Consider the following 17,015-nt stretch of genomic DNA (forward strand, 5'->3'; position numbering starts at 1 on the left):
GATATGCTGATCGACAAACAAAAAGTAGCTAATTCCTTTAGCCGTGCGGCCATGACTTACGATAGTGTTGCTGAACTGCAGCGTGATGTAGGGCATGCACTGATGGCACATCTACCCAAAACATTAGGAACCGCTTCCGTACAACGTGTTATGGATCTTGGTTGTGGGACGGGATTTTTCTCACCAAAGCTAAAGCAGGTATATCCTGAAGCAGAGCTGTTGAATGTAGATTTAGCATTTGGGATGTTGCGTTATGCCCGTGAAGAAAGAGCGATTCCTGATGCTAACTGGGTATGTGCTGATGCGGAACATCTCCCTTTTGCTAATAATAGTATGAACCTTGTTTTTTCAAGCTTAGCGATTCAATGGTGTGCGGATTTCTCAGCATTAATGAAAGAGATTGAGCGGGTGTTAGCGCCTGGCGGGCAGTTTGTGTTTGCAACTTTAGGGCCTTCCACACTTTGTGAATTACGTCGTGCATGGGGCGAAGCAGATTCTTATACTCATGTTAATCAATTTCTTTCTTCAGATGAACATCTTGTTGTAGTGCCTGAAAACCTCAAGGTTAAGGTTTTTGATGAGGAGTTGCGCGTATTACGTTATCCGCAATTGAAAGGCTTAACCGATGAACTAAAAAGATTGGGTGCGCATAACATGAATGCGGGCCAGCAGGTTGGTTTAACCGGTAGAGAGCGGGTGAGACGTTTTAAAGCGGCTTATGAAGCGCAACGTTTAGCGGATGGTTCTATCCCAGCAACCTATCAAGTTTACTATGCGGTGTTTGAAAAAATTTTAGTGGAGCAATATTCATAAATGGCTAAGCAAACCTATTTTGTTGCAGGTACAGATACAGATGTTGGGAAAACAGTAGCTGCGGCAGGATTGTTAGCAGCGGCTAATAATCAAGGGTTATCCACTATAGGGTTGAAGCCTATAGCGGCCGGTTGTGAGCGTACAGAGGAAGGGCTTAGGAATAGTGATGCGTTGTTATTACAAAATACGGCATCTATTAACTTACCTTATGAACAAGTGAATCCTTTCTCTTTTGAGCCGCCTATTGCCCCGCATATAGCTGCGATTGAAGAAAAGAGAATGTTAAGCGCTGACAGAATCGCTGCGCTGTGCCGTGGTGCGTTAATGCAGCCTGCGGATTTTGCTATTGTTGAAGGAGCTGGTGGTTGGCGGGTTCCGCTAAGCGACCGAGAAACAATGGCCAATATACCTAAACAGCTCAAGATTCCTGTGATAATGGTGGTGGGTATTAAGCTGGGTTGCATCAATCATGCTCTATTAACTGCTGAGAGTATTGCGAGAGATGGTCTACGGTTGGCAGGATGGATTGCCAATGCCGTCAGTCCTGAAATGTCATGTTATAAAGAGAATGTTGCCACTATAGCGACGATGTTGCGTGCTCCTTTAATTGCAGAAATTCCTTTTTTAGAGAACCCTTCTCCAGAGAATGTGGCTCAATATATTGAGATTGATAAATTACAGACTCTATAATTTGATCAAAAAGTGACCATTGGCTTTCTATGATCTATAATGTTTCTTGATATGTAGATTTGAACAAGCGGAGGTGTCAGCATGAATGTAACTAATGCGATGCAATCTGGTTTTATAGGACTTAATCGCGGTTTAGATAATGCGCCAAGGGCCGCGAGTGATGTAACCGGCTCAGGTAAGCCTGATGAGGTGGAACAGGCATCAGGTCGAAAACAGGACGAAGCGGTTGTTGAGTCGGCTGGGGGCGCATCTGTAGAGGCTGCTGCCACTAAAGTGGTGGGTGAGGTTGAAGAGTTAGGTCAACCGGGATCAATAATTAATATACGTGTGTAATGAAGTGATTCATGGAAGGAATCAGAACTAACGTGAAGTGTTCTATGCTTTGCTTAATCGAGGATAAGGGGGCTGCTTATGCAAATTATCAGTTCTAGTAATTCTCAGGCATTGAATGCCCCATCCACATCTATTGAGCTTCGCTCCCAAGAAGCTCAAAAGGTTCTGTCGTCAGTGGCAAACCTATCTTCTCAGGAGGAGTTGTCCTCTAGTCGTTCTGCTATTAATCGTGATCGAGTTACTTTATCCGCTGAAGCGAGTGCTTTATCTCGTCTTGCCGGCTCTACAGGATTGAATTCCGGTGATGGGGAATTGGTTGGTCTAGAGTCAAATGTTGCTACTAAGGCTGCGGGTACTTCCCAAGAGCAAAAAGAGGTAGAGGAACAAGAGTTAGAAATTAGCCGTGAACTTGCTGAACGTGATCGTGAAGTAAAGGCTCATGAGCAGACCCATGCTTCAATTGGTGGGGTGTATGCTTCAGCCCCAAGTTACACCTATGAGCGAGGTCCTGATGGTCGAATGTATGCAGTTGAAGGTGAAGTTAAAATTGATACTTCACCTATCCCGAATGACCCAGAAGCTACGCTAGAAAAAGCAGAAGTGATTCAGCGAGCAGCGTTGAGTGTTTCCGAGCCTTCATCTGCTGATCGTGCTGCAGCGGCTGATGCGCGAGCTATGGCTATAGATGCAAGGATGGAAATACTTCAGCAAGAGCGAGAGGCTGAAGTGGCAAGAACAGAGCAAAGATCAGAGGCTAACGAGGGCAATAGCGAAGATACTAAGTCTGCAGGTGATGTTCTTCGCGAGTTAAGGGATGAAAGCTTGGCACGCTCTGAAAGCTCAGCGGAAGTGTTGAGTGACTACAATGACCGGATTAATGAGATTAATAAACAGCTAGCAGAGATTAACAAAAAGTTAGTGGATGCGGGTGTGTTCCAGAAATTATTCCCCGAAGGCTCTCTGCTTGATAACCAAGTTTAATGAGATCTACCTATCTATTGCTTGTATCTATTAGCATTTCACAATTTATTCTTTAGAAATTGCCCCCCTTTTTGGCAATGTTAGTCGTTAGTTTGTATGCAGGTTACTCATATGTCTGGTCTAGTTAAATAAGTTAGAGCAAGCTTTGAAAATTCAGCAGGTTTTTCTGCGTGGGGGTTATGTCCAGATCCCATAACTACTTTGTAGTTTGCGTGAGGAAAGAGTTTAAGTACCGCATCTCTATGGGCGGGTAACATATAGTCTGATAATTCCCCTTTGATAAATAGCACTTCAGACTCAAATGGTTTTCCATCAGGTGCTGCGCAGATATTATTGTATTGATTATGCAGTGCATCCAGATTCATTAACCATGCAAATTTATTATCTTCAGTGCGATACAGATTTTTAAGTAAAAATGCGCGAGTGCCAGGATCATCCACATGTTGTGCTAACTGTTTGTTTGCATCACTTCTTGATGCCAAGTTAGCCAAGTCAATTGCATACAAACCTTCAAATACATTTGCATGATGGGGAGGGTATTGTATGGGCGATATATCAACAATAATGAGTTTATCAATAAGCTTTGGATAGTTTAGAGCCAGTTGCATAGCTGTTTTTCCACCCATAGAGTGGCCAATTACACTGACTTTGCTGAATCCAAGATGATCAATTAGCTCTACAATATCTTCAGCCATTAGGGCATAGCTCATCTCATCTGAATGGGGAGAGCGTCCATGATTACGAAGATCGACAGAGATGACCTGAAAGTGCTGTGATAGGCGTTTGATCTGACCGCCCCAGTTATCCATCGTGCCGAGTAAGCCATGAAGAATAATTAAGGGAGCACCTTCGCCGTACAACTTATAATTTAAAATCATTATTTAATCTCGCGCATTAAAAAAAAGCGGCCGAAGCCGCCTTTTATGATAATGGAAATTACAGGATTTCTAATAGTTCCACATCAAATACAAGAGCAGAATAAGGTGGGATTCCACCTGGAGAGCCTTGTTCGCCGTAGGCAAGGTTATAAGGGATGTATAATTTCCACTTAGCACCTTTGTTCATTAGCTGAAGTGCTTCAGTCCAGCCAGCGATAACGCCGCCAACAGGGAATTCAGCAGGCTGACCACGATCGTAAGAGCTATCGAAGACTTTGCCATCGATGAATGTGCCGTGGTAGTGCGTGCGTACTTTAGATTCACGAGTAGGTTTTTCACTACCTTCTTCGCCGGCCTCAAGAATTTCATATTGAAGGCCTGATTCAAGAACAACTACACCATCGCGTTTAGCATTGTCTGTTAGGAAGGCTTCGCCTACTGCAGAAGCTGCTTTTGCTTGTTCTTCTTGCTGAGCGCGCATACGTTCATTAAGTACGTTAAATGCTTCTTGGATTTCGCTGACTTCAACTCGCATACCTTCGCCATGAACAGCATCAGCAATACCTGCTGAAATGGCTGCAATGTCCATGCCTTCAAAGGGTTGCTGTGCTAATTGATCGCCCATCTGGCGACCAATGCCGTAACTTGCTTTTTGTTCTAGTGTTTCTAGTTGTACATCAGACATGAATTAAGTCCTACTAGGTTCTAAAAAAAACGAGCCTTCAGGCTCGTCCTAAAAATGTGTATTAAAAATTATGGTGCTAAAAATAATGTGGGGTCGACCCGTGTATTATTCAAGCTTACGCTCCAATGAAGATGAGGTCCGGTTACACGTCCTGTCTTTCCAATCTCACCTAGCTTGTCGCCAGTGGATACTTTATCGCCAATTTCTACATCAATTTTACTCATATGGCAGTACATAGTGGTTAAGCCTAAACCATGATCAATAATTACAGTATTACCATTAAAGAAATAACTGCCAGTATCTACCACTGTACCGGCACTAGGGGCTGTTATTGGATCCCCTTGAGGTGCTGCGATATCTAAACCGCTATGGGGGTTTCTGGGTTGTTTGTTAAAAAAACGCTTCAAACCGAATGGGCTGCTATAAGGGCCTTTGGCCGGAAGGGCAAATTGAGTAATGGGACTGGAAGGCTCGCTCCAGTTTTTAAATGCAGCAACCATTTTTGCTTTTTCTGTGCGCCAGCGCTTAATATCTTCTGGGTTAGGCTCAACGTGACGTTTGTTTTTTACCGTTAAGTATTGCGCTTTGTATTCTTTATCTTCTATTTGAAAATAGAACGACGTTGCATTCGCTCTGAGGTGCTGCTTTTGATCATGTTTAGCGCTCAGAGGTATGCCTGCTATAGCGAGCCAATCACTTTTTTGTTCATATTTTGTACCTTGGCTAGGGATAACCATAACGCGATTTCCTTTATACCAAGCGGAAGGTGCATTGGTACTCTCAAGGCCAGTAAGGGGGATAATAGCTACACCCCCAGGGACTCGGCTTTCTTGTGGAAGTGGTTGTGCATAAGTCGCAAGGCTTATAAAGCAAAGGCTAATAAATAGTATTATTTTTTGCATGATCATTATTCCGTAATTACTTCATCTACGCGGCAGCGTAAACGTCCTTTATAGAGTTGGCTTTCAATAACATCGCCTTTTTGGGTGGTGGATGCATCCTGTATGACGGTGCCATGTTCATCTTTAACAATAGCGTAACCTCGCTCTAATGTAGCGAGAGGACTGACTGTATTCAGCTGTGAAGATAGCGAGCCTAGCTTAAAGCTCTTTTGTTGCAAAAGCGTGTGGATCGATTGGGTTAGGCGCTGCTGTAATGAATGGATCTGCTCCTCTTTTAGAGGCAGTAGTTTAGTTGGTGATAGGGCTTTTACTCTAGATAAAAGCTGCTGTTGTTGATGTTTTGCATTAATGATTTTAGCGTTAATCCCGTTGAGTAATTTTGCTTCTAAATGATCTAGGCGTTGTGCTTGCTCGTTTAGTTTCTGTCCTGGGTGGCGTAAACGTGTTTTTGAGTGCTGAATGTTGAGTGCGGTTGCCTTGAGTTTTTGCTCAATATGACGAATCAAACGCTGCTCTAATAACGCTAATCTTTGTTTAAGTTGATGTTGATCAGGGCTCAGCATCTCAGCCGCTGCTGAAGGGGTAGGAGCCCGTGTATCAGCTATGAAATCTGTAATAACCACATCAACTTCATGGCCGACTGCGCTAATGATCGGTATATCACAGTCAAATACGGTTCTTGCAACGTCTTCTGTATTAAATGCCCATAAATCTTCGAGTGATCCACCGCCTCGGCCAAGGATTAATACATCACAGGTTTGGTGGACTTCAGCTAGAATGATCGCTTTGCAAATCTGCGCCGGTGCTTCATCCCCTTGAACTGAGGTCGGGTAAATCGTTATTGGGAGTCCGGGAAAACGACGTTTTAAAACGGTCAAAATATCGTGAACAGCAGCCCCAGTTTTTGAAGTGATAATACCTATATGGGATGGATGTGCTGGGATAGGTTTCTTATGTTTGCTATCAAATAACCCTTCAGCTTGTAATTTAAGTTTTAATTCTTCAAACGCTGCTTGTAAAGAGCCACTACCACTCGATTCCATAAAATCGCAGATCAGCTGATAGTCGCCTCTGCCTTCATATAAGCTGACTTTCGCTCTTACAACGACCTTATCACCTTGCTTCGGCGCGGGTTTGATAAGTTGGTTGCGATTCTTAAACATAGCGCAGCGGACTTGAGCTTTGTCATCCTTGAGCGTGAAATACCAGTGCCCCGAACTAGGGCGGACGAAATTCGATATTTCTCCCTCAACTTGGATCGTAAGGAATGAGCGCTCGAGTAAAGTGCGTGCTTGCCTATTGAGTTCTGAAACACTAATGGCATGTATACGACGCGTATTTGTTGGGTTTGTTTCAGTAAACATGAGCCTATAGTAAACGAAGTTGAAGGCAGGATGCAGTAGCTAATAATAAGTTGTTTGGAAATAGATTGTTTTTTATTGCATTAATTGGTGCGAAAAAAATAATTCGATCTATAGTTGTGCTCATTAGCCCTGTTTTTAGCGATAGAGTGCAACTTTTCGATTGAGACAAAAGGCTAATTTCTGTATAATTTCGCGTTTAAATTTATTCACTACACAGGCTGGCAAATAATGTTGCGAATCGCTGAGGAAGCTCTCACTTTTGACGATGTCTTGCTGGTTCCGGGCTACTCTGAAGTACTGCCTAAGGATGTTTCACTGAAAACTCGCCTCACAAAGGAAATTACACTTAATATTCCTTTGGTATCTGCGGCAATGGACACAGTGACTGAATCAGGTCTTGCTATCGCTATGGCGCAGGAAGGTGGTATCGGAATCATCCATAAGAACCTGACGATTGAGCAACAGGCTGCAGAAGTGCTGCGTGTTAAAAAGTACGAGGCAGGGGTTGTAAGTGACCCTGTTACTTGTCGTTCTGATATGACGGTAGGTGATCTACGTCAGTTATCTGCATCTGTAGGCTTCTCGGGTTTTCCTGTTGTTGATGACGGTAATCTAGTCGGTATCGTAACTGATCGTGATTTCCGTTTTGAGCATAAACTTGATGCTTTAGTTGCGACGATCATGACACCTAAAGATCGTTTAGTAACGGTTGAAGAGGGTGTTGATCCAGATAACGTAAGAAATCTGCTTCGGAAACACCGTATTGAAAAAATATTGGTTGTAGATAAAAGCTTTAAACTTTGCGGCATGATGACCGTCAAAGATATGAATAAAGCTCAGTCACATCCTAATGCTGCTAAAGATGCTAAAGGCCGCTTAATAGTGGGCGCTGCGGTCGGTACAGGTCCAGAAACGCCTGATCGTGTAGCTGCGTTAGTCGCTGCAGGTGTTGATGTGATTATTGTCGATACAGCTCATGGCCACTCTAAAGGTGTTATCGACCGTGTAGCTTGGGTGAAGAAAACATTCCCTCAGGTTCAGGTTATTGGCGGTAATATTGCCACTGCAGCAGCAGCGATCGCGCTTGCTGATGCGGGTGCGGATGGTGTTAAAGTGGGTATAGGCCCAGGCTCTATCTGTACGACACGTATAGTGGCGGGTGTTGGTGTTCCGCAAATTAGTGCGGTTGCTAATGTTGCTGAAGCTATGGCTGAGCGCGGTGTACCTGTTGTAGCAGATGGCGGTGTACGTTTCTCTGGCGATCTTGCTAAAGCTATTGTTGCTGGTGCATCAGCTATTATGGTTGGATCTATGCTTGCGGGTACGGATGAGGCGCCAGGTGAAGTAGAGTTGTTTCAAGGGCGTGCGTTTAAATCATACCGTGGTATGGGATCGCTAGGTGCTATGGGTCAGTCTACAGGTTCATCTGATCGTTATTTCCAAGATGCATCTAAAGGTGTTGAGAAGCTCGTTCCTGAAGGTATTGAAGGTCGAGTGCCTTGTAAAGGACCAATGGGTGGTGTTGTACACCAGCTAGTCGGTGGTTTACGAGCATCTATGGGTTATACCGGTAGTGCAAATATCGAGACAATGCGTACAGAACCACAGTTTGTGCGTATTACAAACGCAGGTATGAACGAAAGTCATGTTCATGATGTAAGCATTACCAAAGAAGCACCTAACTACCGCGTTAGTTAATTTAATAAACTCTAGAAAATGGGCGGAGTTCATGACTTTGCCCATTTTTTTTTTGCAGACATATAAACTCTGTAAAGCATTGAGATCAAATGTTATGACCAAAGATATTCACGCTCAACGGATTTTGATTCTAGATTTTGGATCGCAGTACACACAGTTAATTGCACGACGTGTTCGTGAAATTGGCGTTTATTGTGAGATTCGTGCATGGGACATGACTGAAGAAGAGATTCGAGAGTTCGCACCAAAAGGTGTGATCTTAGCGGGTGGACCTGAATCAGTTACTGAAGGTGATTCGCCTCGTGCGCCGGACATTATTTTTGATCTTGATGTGCCTGTCTTAGGTATCTGCTACGGTATGCAGACCATGGCTGAGCAGCTAGGTGGTAAAGTTTCCGCTTCAGATAAACGTGAGTTTGGTTATGCGCAAGTTCGTTTAGAGGACAGCCCTAGCCGCTTACTAGAAGGTATTGAAGATCATTTAGCCAACAATGGTTCGTTGTTGCTGGATGTATGGATGAGTCACGGTGATAAAGTGACGGAACTTCCAGAAGGCTTCTCTATTATAGCGGCGACAGAATCTGCACCTATTGCGGCTATGTGTAACCCTACTAAAAACTTCTATGGTGTGCAGTTCCACCCTGAAGTAACCCATACAAAACAAGGCGGTCGTATTCTTGAACGCTTTGTTGTCGATATCTGTGGTACTGAGGCGCTTTGGACATCAGCGAATATCATTGCTGACCAGATTGAAAAAGTACGCGCTCAAGTTGGCAGCAACAAAGTGCTACTTGGTTTGTCGGGCGGTGTTGATTCCTCTGTTGTTGCTGCTTTGTTGCATAAAGCGATCGGCGATCAGCTTACTTGTGTCTTTGTTGATAACGGCCTATTGCGTAAGCAAGAAGGCGATCAAGTTATGGACATGTTTGCCAAGAATATGGGTGTTAAGGTCATCCGTGTTGATGCGGAAGATCTGTTCCTTGGCCGCTTGAAAGGCGAAAATGATCCAGAAGCTAAACGTAAAATTATCGGTAATACCTTTATCGAAGTCTTTGATGAAGAAGCTACCAAGCTGACTGAGGTTAACTTCCTTGCGCAGGGTACTATCTACCCTGATGTGATCGAATCCGCTGCAGCAAAAACCGGTAAAGCGCATGTAATTAAATCTCATCATAACGTTGGCGGCCTGCCAGACGATATGAAAATGGATCTTGTTGAGCCACTACGTGAGCTGTTTAAGGATGAGGTTCGCAAGCTTGGCCTAGAGTTAGGTTTACCTTACGATATGGTTTACCGTCATCCTTTCCCAGGTCCTGGTTTAGGTGTTCGTATCCTTGGTGAAGTGAAGAAAGAGTATGCTGATATTCTACGTGAAGCAGACGCGATCTTCCTTGAAGAGTTACATAAAGCCGATTGGTATCATAAAACTAGCCAAGCGTTTGCTGTGTTCCTACCCGTCAAATCGGTTGGCGTAGTTGGTGATGGTCGCCGCTATGAATATGTTATCGCGCTGCGCGCCGTTGAAACTGTAGATTTTATGACTGCACGTTGGGCGCACCTGCCTTATGAGCTGCTGGAAACTGTATCGGGTCGTATCATCAATGAAATCGCGCACGTGTCTCGTGTAACTTATGATGTAAGCTCTAAACCGCCTGCTACGATTGAGTGGGAGTAAGCGGTACTTTTGATGAATTGGGGTGTGAAAATAAAAATACTTCAATTCATCATATAATCTGTAGCATGATAGGTATCTTCATGGGATTTCAGATTAAACTTAATGAATATATTGCTTGTTGAAGATGAACAGAAAATTGCAGATTTTGTCTGCGAAGGCTTACGTGCTAAAAGCTTTAATGTAACCCATTGCGCTGATGGTCATTTAGGGTATGAGGTTGCGAGTGAAAACGTTTTCGACGTTATCATTCTTGATATTATGCTTCCTGGCCGTGATGGGTTAGATATTCTGCGCTCTCTTCGTCAAACGGGTATAAATACTCCTGTTATCCTTCTCACTGCCCGTAATGAGCTAGGTGATCGCGTTCATGGCTTAGAGCTGGGAGCCGATGATTATTTAGCCAAACCTTTCTATGTAGAAGAGCTAAATGCCCGTATCCAAGCGGTGTTAAGGCGGCATGGCGGCGGCACACCACAACACCTACTTGAAGTTGGTTCGTTGCAGCTAGATTGCATCAATCGAACAATTAATTATCAAGATCACTCCGTTGAGCTTACCAGCCGAGAATTTAGTCTACTTGAGTACCTGATGCGTTCCCCTAATCAAGTCTTAACACGGGGGCAGTTGTTGGAGCATGTATGGGGTTATGATTTTGATACTTGTACCAACGTTGTTGATGTTTGCATTAAACGGATCCGTCGTAAGATTGCTTCATTGCAGGGGGCGGGAGAAATGGTGAGTGCCATTGAATCAGTACGAGGTACTGGGTACCGCTTGAATCCTCGCTGAGGTTGTAATATGCATTTCCGTACTCGTATTTTCGTTATCTCTATCTTGACTGTAAGCGCAGTGCTGGCGATTGTGATCACCCTAAGTTGGTCACGCATTATGCAGGTGGAGCTTGATCATCTTGATGATCGTTTGTGTATGGAAGCAAGGCGTACGATTCCCCGTTTTGATGAAAATGGTTCTCTTCGTAATCTTGCAGTTCCTCGGGGAGCGCAACTAACTATGGGCCCGCTTTTGGCGGATCTTGCTGATAAACTACGGATTGATTCGTCCCAGCATTTGATGCTTTTGATTGAATCTAGTGAACATGACTTGTTAATAAAAGCAGCGGAAATTAATTTAAAAACCTTAATCGGTACGATGGATTGGGTGGACGCGGGCCCGCTCGTGGGGCGCTGTCAGGTGGCCTCTTTTGAGTATGAAGAGCAGCAGTGGCGAGCCGCTCTCTTTTCGGTTGAAGGTAGAAGAAGTTTTATCGCGGTCGAGGTTGCTGCCACCAGTAACGACCTGAAAAGTACTCTGCGTGAGACCCTGATCGCTGTTGTCCCTATTTCGTTGTTACTTAGTATTCTTGGTTCATGGCTCATCGCAAGCCACACTATTAGGCCGATAAATCACTTGCATCGGGCTATGGATTTAGTAACTCAAAAAGATCTCAGTCACCGACTCTCTGGGCATAAAGAAGACAAAGAGTTCCAAATGTTGATCGAAGCATATAACACTATGTTGGATCGGCTTGAAGACAGTTTTCAGCAGATTTCCCGTTTTACCGCCGATGCGGCTCATGAGCTGAAAACACCGCTTACTGTGTTAAGAGGGAAGTTGGAACAGGCGGTGCTCTCTGAAGATTCATCGCAGCTAGATCTAAACGCTATTCTGGACGAAGTGGGGCAGTTGTCGACGATTACTCGAAAACTGTTGTTACTTTCACAGGCGGATGCGGGTTCTATGGCTTTGCATCTCGAACCCGTCAATATTACTGAATTATTAGATGAATTGATTGCCGATATGGAGCTACTCTCGGAAGAGCAGATTCTGGATTGCTCGATTGAGCGAGCGCTTGTAACGCGTGGTGATCTTGTCTTGCTAAGGCAGTTGCTGAATAACTTACTGGCTAACGTAATACGCTACAGCCTTCTTGAAAAAGGGGTGAGAATTCAAGCGCGCAAAGACGAAACCGGCATAGAGATATTGATCAGTAATTATTGCCGCCCTATCTCTAGTGAAGTTAGGAGCCAACTGTTTGATCGCTTTTATCGTGGAGAGCCTGAGCATACCCAAGGCATATCTGGTAGTGGTCTCGGGTTGAGTTTGTCACGGGAGATTGCTCGTGCCCATGGGGGAAATCTTACCCTTGAACCTAGTTCGCAAGATGTTGTTTTGATGAGGCTATTGATTCCAATCCTTAAATGACAACATTGTCACTCATGCTCATAACTTAATTGATAGACTTAAGCTGACTTATTGAATAGTTACCTTAACTGCTCTGGATATTGGGCCATGAATTCAAAAATCATATCTCCTTTAGTAATTATACTGCTCATTGCTGGCCTCGCCGTAGGTGTTGGCTATAAATATTTTATGACGCAGCAGGTGAAACCTACATTTATTACAGATGCCGTTAAACGGGGCAATATAGAGAGTGTCGTACTGACCAATGGTGTTCTCTATCCATCGAAATTGGTTAGTGTTGGTGCTCAGGTATCAGGTCTAATTGAGAAAATGGATGTAGAGGTGGGTGACTACATTCACAAAGGTGATTTAATAGCCCAAATCGATAACCTTACCCAGAAAAATGCTCTGAAAGAAGCGGAAGCGTCACTGAAAAGTATTAATGCTCAGTATGCGGCAAAACTGGCGCAGATCAAAACGGCTAAAGCTGAATTTACCCGTAAGAAAAACATGTTGCGAGATGGGGCTACTTCGCAAGCTGAATACGATGTAGCTGAATCCACACTGGCTGTTTATCGAGCAGAGCTAGATCAACTTAGCGCAGAGAAAGAGAAGGCAATTATCAGTGTTGATGATGCCAAGTTGGATCTTGGCTATACCACCATATCTTCACCTATGGATGGCACTGTTATTTACGTGTCTGTTGAAGAGGGGCAAACGGTTAATACCAATCAGAGTACACCTAGTATTATTGAGTTGGCTCAGCTGGATGTTATGACTGTTAAGGCTCAAGTGTCTGAAGCGGACATTATTAATGTGCGAGCGGAGCAGGAGGTGTATTTCACCATTTTGGGTTCAACTGGGAAAAGGTATCCCGGTGTTCTACGCTCGATTGAGCCCGGTCCAACGTTGCTGACGGGTGACGATAGCACTCTGATTATTGGTGATGATGAAGCGATCTACTACAACGCTTTATTTGATGTAAAAAACCCAGATAATTTGCTGCGTTTCGGTATGACAGCACAAGTCTCTATTGTGCTGGAAAGTGCAGAAGATTCGTTGCTTGTTCCCTCTCAAGTCTTGATGAAAAAGCCCGGCCCTGATCCTGCCTATCAGGTTCTGGTGAAACAGGGTGAGCAAGTTGAGCCTCGCGATGTGAAAGTAGGCATCAATAATAAAATTTACGCTCAGATTTTGTCCGGACTAGAGGAGGGTGATGAGATTGTTATCGGTCAGTCTTCCGGCAACGGTGAAGCGGGTTCAGGCATGCCTAAGGGTGGTCGGTTTGGACAAAGTGGTCCGGGTTTAGGTTCGGGGATGAGGTTATAACCTATGGCTGAAGCACTGTTAAAGGTTGTTGATGTAGGCCGTAGCTTTTCTGCCGGTGAGCAAGAGCTCACTGTGCTGAACAATGTTAATTTGGAAATTCATCGTGGCGAGATGATCGCCATTATTGGTGCGTCTGGGTCAGGAAAATCGACACTGATGAATATCTTAGGTTGTCTGGATAAGCCAACTAAAGGTAGTTACTTCATCAATGGCCAGGATACCTCCAAAATGGAGGATGATGAGTTAGCCGCATTACGGCGTGAATATTTTGGCTTTATTTTTCAGCGTTATCATCTACTAAGTGATCTCTCAGCATTGGGAAATGTGGAAGTTCCTGCTCTCTATGCGAATGAAGGCCCACATACACGTGCGGAGAAAGCGACAAAGCTGCTTACGCGATTGGGTTTAGAAGATCGCTTAGATCATAAGCCGAATCAGCTTAGTGGTGGTCAACAGCAGCGTGTTAGTGTCGCCAGAGCTCTAGTGAATGGCGGGGATGTGATTTTGGCGGATGAGCCCACTGGTGCGTTAGATAGTAGTAGTGGCGAAGAGATGATGAAGCTGCTGCGAGAGCTACATCTTGATGGTCATACTATTATTCTTGTTACTCACGATCCGAGTATTGCTGAATTTGCTGATCGTGTTATTGAAATTAAAGATGGGGAGATTATCAGTGATCATCTAAACCCCAGCGCGTCGGAAGAACGTCCGTTGACTCCTGAACGCAGCGATGTTGAAGATAAAAAACAGCAAGCAACGTCTAGACTTAATTTTTCTCGCTATCTTGAAGCGTTTAAAATGGCAACGATTGCCATGTCCCATAATCGTCTGCGTACCTTTTTGACGATGTTAGGCATTATTATCGGGATTGCCTCTGTGGTCTCGGTGGTTGCGTTGGGCGCCGGATCGCAGCAGTCGATTATGGACCAGATCGCTTCAATGGGGACTAATACGATAGAAATTAAACCGGGTACTGGGCGAGGAGATCGCCGCTCAGGACGAGTGCGTACACTAACCGCCGGTGATGCTAATGCCCTTAAAACATTGTCCTTTATTGACAGTGTTACCCCAACAGTTAGAGCTAATGTTGCGATTCGCTATTCCAGTGAGACGGTAACCGGTTCGGTTCAGGGGGTTGGTACGGAGTATTTCCGTGTGCGGGGGTATACTTTAGCGCAGGGGCAATATTTTGATGAAGCGAGTGTTGAGGCGTTGGAACAGGTCGCGATTATCGATGAAAATACTGAACAGGAGCTTTTCTCAGATGGTAATGCTGTCGGTAGCGTCATTTTTCTCGGTCGTCTGCCTGTTCGGGTGATCGGTGTTACTGATCCTATAGAAAGTGTGGCTGATAACAGTGATGAACTCAATGTTTGGCTGCCTTATACCACGGTTTCTGGGCGGATATTTAGGCAAAATTATGTCAGTGATATTACCGTTAGGGTTGATGAAAATGTCTCCAGTGAGGTGGCGGAACAGGGCATTATTAGCCTGTTAACTATGCGGCACGGTGTGGTGGACTTTTTCACTATCAATACAGATACGATACGTAAAAGTATAGAAAAAACCTCTGAAACTATGACGCTTCTGATTTCTGCCATAGCGTTTATCTCCCTGCTGGTCGGCGGAATTGGTGTGATGAACATCATGCTGGTGTCGGTTACGGAGCGAACTGGCGAGATCGGTATACGTGTAGCGGTGGGTGCTAGACAGGCGGATATCATGCGCCAGTTTCTGATTGAAGCGGTGTTGGTTTGTTTTTGTGGTGGTATTTTGGGGATCGCGCTCGCCTACCTTGTGGGTGTTGTTATCACTTATACCGGCAGTGATTACCAGATGATCTATTCGACTGCATCTATAGTTGCTGCGTTTGTTTGCTCGACCTTAATTGGCATTATCTTTGGCTATTTTCCTGCCCGTAATGCTGCACGACTCAACCCTATTGAAGCGCTTTCCAGAGATTAGGGGAATAAGATGAAGATTATGATAAAGGCTTCTATTGCGGTGCTCTGTGCTATTTCGTTGTTTGGTTGCAGTTCGATGCGCAGTGAATATCAACAGCCGGAGTTAGATATACCTCAAGGCTGGTCTCAGACATCGTTGCCGAGTGCAGTACAAAACTCGAGTGACAATGCAGTGGCGCTTGCTCAACCTGAGCAGTGGTGGACCCTATTTAATGATCCCGCACTCAACCGTCTTATAGATAAAGTCTTGGTATCAAACAGTGATATAGAAAAAGCGACTTTGACTTTAAGAAAAGCTTTATTGGAAGCCGGTGTTAGTGAAAACAACAAAGTTCCTAAGCTGGGTTTCTCACAGAGTTCCTCTTACGAATATGACTTTGATTCCGGTTCATCGGACTCTAGCTATAGCACAGGTTTATCTTTGAGTTATGAGCTGGACCTTTGGAACCGTGTTGCGGCCTTAGCTGACGCGAGTGAACTGGCTGCCAGAGCAAGCTATGAAGACAGAGAAAATATAGCCCAAGATCTAGTTGTAACAACAGCTACGCTCTATTGGAAAGTGGCCTATCTTCACCAGAGACTTGCACTGATAAAAGATAACATAATGGACAGTGAGCGCATTGCTAAGCTTACCAAGTTAAAGTACAAAAATGGTTCTAATACATCATTAGAGGTGATTGAATCAGAGCAAGCTCTGTTTAATCAACAAGTGCAGCTGAGTCAGCTGCAGCAAGAGCTATCAGAAGCCAAAAACTCCCTTTCCATCCTACTTAACCAGCCCTTGCAAGAGACGGGAATAAGCCTTGAACAGTTATCGGTACAGCCTATACCTGATATTGAGGCAGGGATACCGGCGCAGCTTCTGCTACGTCGACCTGATGTAAGAGCTAGTTTATATGAGCTGAGATCTACCCTTGCCTCAAAAGATGCAGTGGCAGCGGGTTATCTTCCGACTATTACGCTAACTGGGGCATTAAATTCCTCATCTTCTAGTTTGTTGAACTTGTTGAAAAATCCAGTAGCAACCCTCGGAAGTGGTATCGTTCTGCCTTTTCTTGAGTGGCGTGAGATGGAGTTAAATAAAGGTATTTCTGAAATCGACTATCAAATGGCGGTTGTGAATTATAGAGATACCCTTTATCAGGCATTTGAAGAGGTGGATAACCTACTTACCGCTAAAAAACACTACGACTATCAAGCCGGTGTCTATCAAGAGCAATACACTAATGCCAAAGAGATAGAGCGCATTTACGAGAGTAAATATACTTATGGAGAGAGTGAAATTATTGATTGGCTTAATGCAATGGAGTCGAGACGTAGTATTGAATCATCGTTGCTGGAAAGCCGCTATAACCAGTTTGTAGTTCAGGCAATGCTTTATCAGTCGTTAGGTGGTGGAGATATAGTTGGCCCTGTTGTAGCTCAGTAAGTTGGTCTATTGGGTTAGTTATATAATACCCATAAGAGCAAATCGAATAGCTAAGATCAGGTTATCGACAATAACCTATGGAGAGAGCAGGGA

Annotated in this window: 15 protein-coding genes; 11 read left to right on the top strand and 4 right to left on the bottom strand. The window is 44.3% G+C overall.

The genetic code is table 11. The features are described from left to right. Positions 1–3 precede the first annotated feature (3 nt). From bioC to Q4492_RS03265, 4 genes are all read left to right on the top strand, one after another. Positions 4–813: a malonyl-ACP O-methyltransferase BioC gene (gene bioC / locus Q4492_RS03250; protein ID WP_303416063.1), complete on the top strand. Its 810-nt coding sequence runs from the start codon at positions 4–6 to the stop codon at positions 811–813. After that, positions 814–1,503 carry a dethiobiotin synthase gene (gene bioD, locus Q4492_RS03255; RefSeq protein WP_303415827.1) on the top strand — a complete coding sequence of 230 codons (690 nt, stop codon included), beginning with the start codon at positions 814–816 and terminating at the stop codon, positions 1,501–1,503. Between the two features lie 81 nt (positions 1,504–1,584). After that, the gene (locus Q4492_RS03260; protein ID WP_067867694.1) at positions 1,585–1,836 is read left to right on the top strand and encodes a hypothetical protein; all 252 of its coding nucleotides are present in this window, start codon (positions 1,585–1,587) and stop codon (positions 1,834–1,836) included. Between the two features lie 78 nt (positions 1,837–1,914). Continuing rightward, the gene (locus tag Q4492_RS03265; RefSeq protein ID WP_303415829.1) at positions 1,915–2,817 is read left to right on the top strand and encodes a putative metalloprotease CJM1_0395 family protein; all 903 of its coding nucleotides are present in this window, start codon (positions 1,915–1,917) and stop codon (positions 2,815–2,817) included. 107 nt (positions 2,818–2,924) lie between these two features. Here the strand turns inward: Q4492_RS03265 and Q4492_RS03270 are convergent, their stop codons facing one another. From Q4492_RS03270 to xseA, 4 genes are all read right to left on the bottom strand, one after another. Continuing rightward, positions 2,925–3,695 (bottom strand): alpha/beta fold hydrolase, encoded by a 771-nt coding sequence (locus Q4492_RS03270; protein ID WP_303415831.1) that lies wholly within the window; start codon positions 3,693–3,695, stop codon positions 2,925–2,927. A 58-nt stretch (positions 3,696–3,753) separates the two neighbouring features. Then, a complete protein-coding gene (locus Q4492_RS03275; protein ID WP_067867704.1) occupies positions 3,754–4,380 on the bottom strand; it encodes an FKBP-type peptidyl-prolyl cis-trans isomerase in 627 nt (208 codons plus the stop codon). A gap of 68 nt (positions 4,381–4,448) precedes the next feature. Continuing rightward, positions 4,449–5,282 carry a M23 family metallopeptidase gene (locus Q4492_RS03280; RefSeq protein WP_303415832.1) on the bottom strand — a complete coding sequence of 278 codons (834 nt, stop codon included), beginning with the start codon at positions 5,280–5,282 and terminating at the stop codon, positions 4,449–4,451. A gap of 5 nt (positions 5,283–5,287) precedes the next feature. Further along, positions 5,288–6,646, bottom strand: a complete 1,359-nt coding sequence (gene xseA / locus Q4492_RS03285; RefSeq protein WP_303415833.1) for an exodeoxyribonuclease VII large subunit — start codon at positions 6,644–6,646, stop codon at positions 5,288–5,290. A 228-nt stretch (positions 6,647–6,874) separates the two neighbouring features. On the opposite strand from xseA, the gene guaB reads away from it, so the two are divergent. The 7 genes from guaB (at position 6,875) to Q4492_RS03320 (ending at position 16,922) form a co-directional block, all read left to right on the top strand. After that, entirely contained in the window at positions 6,875–8,344 is a 1,470-nt protein-coding gene (gene guaB, locus Q4492_RS03290; RefSeq protein WP_303415834.1) for an IMP dehydrogenase, read from the top strand. A 94-nt stretch (positions 8,345–8,438) separates the two neighbouring features. Next, on the top strand, positions 8,439–10,019 hold the full coding sequence (guaA, locus tag Q4492_RS03295) for a glutamine-hydrolyzing GMP synthase (RefSeq protein ID WP_303415836.1): 1,581 nt from the start codon (positions 8,439–8,441) through the stop codon (positions 10,017–10,019). A gap of 102 nt (positions 10,020–10,121) precedes the next feature. Continuing rightward, entirely contained in the window at positions 10,122–10,808 is a 687-nt protein-coding gene (locus Q4492_RS03300) for a response regulator transcription factor (protein WP_303415837.1), read from the top strand. 9 nt (positions 10,809–10,817) lie between these two features. After that, positions 10,818–12,221 carry an ATP-binding protein gene (locus tag Q4492_RS03305; RefSeq protein WP_303415838.1) on the top strand — a complete coding sequence of 468 codons (1,404 nt, stop codon included), beginning with the start codon at positions 10,818–10,820 and terminating at the stop codon, positions 12,219–12,221. Between the two features lie 87 nt (positions 12,222–12,308). Beyond that, entirely contained in the window at positions 12,309–13,529 is a 1,221-nt protein-coding gene (locus Q4492_RS03310; protein ID WP_303415839.1) for an efflux RND transporter periplasmic adaptor subunit, read from the top strand. A gap of 3 nt (positions 13,530–13,532) precedes the next feature. Continuing rightward, positions 13,533–15,494 (top strand): MacB family efflux pump subunit, encoded by a 1,962-nt coding sequence (locus tag Q4492_RS03315; RefSeq protein WP_303415840.1) that lies wholly within the window; start codon positions 13,533–13,535, stop codon positions 15,492–15,494. Between the two features lie 9 nt (positions 15,495–15,503). Further along, positions 15,504–16,922, top strand: coding sequence for an efflux transporter outer membrane subunit (locus Q4492_RS03320; RefSeq protein WP_303415841.1), 1,419 nt, complete (start codon positions 15,504–15,506; stop codon positions 16,920–16,922). The last annotated feature ends 93 nt before the right edge of the window (positions 16,923–17,015 follow it).

Source organism: Neptuniibacter sp. 1_MG-2023, assembly GCF_030547185.1.
Lineage (GTDB): Bacteria > Pseudomonadota > Gammaproteobacteria > Pseudomonadales > Balneatricaceae > Neptuniibacter.

Bases quoted from the DNA above. Each gene is read 5' to 3' on its own strand.
- Q4492_RS03275 (WP_067867704.1), bottom strand. From the start codon at position 4,380: ATGTCTGATGTACAACTAGAAACACTAGAACAAAAAGCAAGTTACGGC.
- Q4492_RS03270 (WP_303415831.1), bottom strand. From the start codon at position 3,695: ATGATTTTAAATTATAAGTTGTACGGCGAAGGTGCTCCCTTAATTATT.
- guaA (WP_303415836.1), top strand. From the start codon at position 8,439: ATGACCAAAGATATTCACGCTCAACGGATTTTGATTCTAGATTTTGGA.
- Q4492_RS03260 (WP_067867694.1), top strand. From the start codon at position 1,585: ATGAATGTAACTAATGCGATGCAATCTGGTTTTATAGGACTTAATCGC.
- bioD (WP_303415827.1), top strand. From the start codon at position 814: ATGGCTAAGCAAACCTATTTTGTTGCAGGTACAGATACAGATGTTGGG.
- xseA (WP_303415833.1), bottom strand. From the start codon at position 6,646: ATGTTTACTGAAACAAACCCAACAAATACGCGTCGTATACATGCCATT.
- guaB (WP_303415834.1), top strand. From the start codon at position 6,875: ATGTTGCGAATCGCTGAGGAAGCTCTCACTTTTGACGATGTCTTGCTG.
- Q4492_RS03300 (WP_303415837.1), top strand. From the start codon at position 10,122: ATGAATATATTGCTTGTTGAAGATGAACAGAAAATTGCAGATTTTGTC.
- Q4492_RS03280 (WP_303415832.1), bottom strand. From the start codon at position 5,282: ATGCAAAAAATAATACTATTTATTAGCCTTTGCTTTATAAGCCTTGCG.
- Q4492_RS03265 (WP_303415829.1), top strand. From the start codon at position 1,915: ATGCAAATTATCAGTTCTAGTAATTCTCAGGCATTGAATGCCCCATCC.
- bioC (WP_303416063.1), top strand. From the start codon at position 4: ATGCTGATCGACAAACAAAAAGTAGCTAATTCCTTTAGCCGTGCGGCC.
- Q4492_RS03310 (WP_303415839.1), top strand. From the start codon at position 12,309: ATGAATTCAAAAATCATATCTCCTTTAGTAATTATACTGCTCATTGCT.
- Q4492_RS03315 (WP_303415840.1), top strand. From the start codon at position 13,533: ATGGCTGAAGCACTGTTAAAGGTTGTTGATGTAGGCCGTAGCTTTTCT.
- Q4492_RS03305 (WP_303415838.1), top strand. From the start codon at position 10,818: ATGCATTTCCGTACTCGTATTTTCGTTATCTCTATCTTGACTGTAAGC.
- Q4492_RS03320 (WP_303415841.1), top strand. From the start codon at position 15,504: ATGAAGATTATGATAAAGGCTTCTATTGCGGTGCTCTGTGCTATTTCG.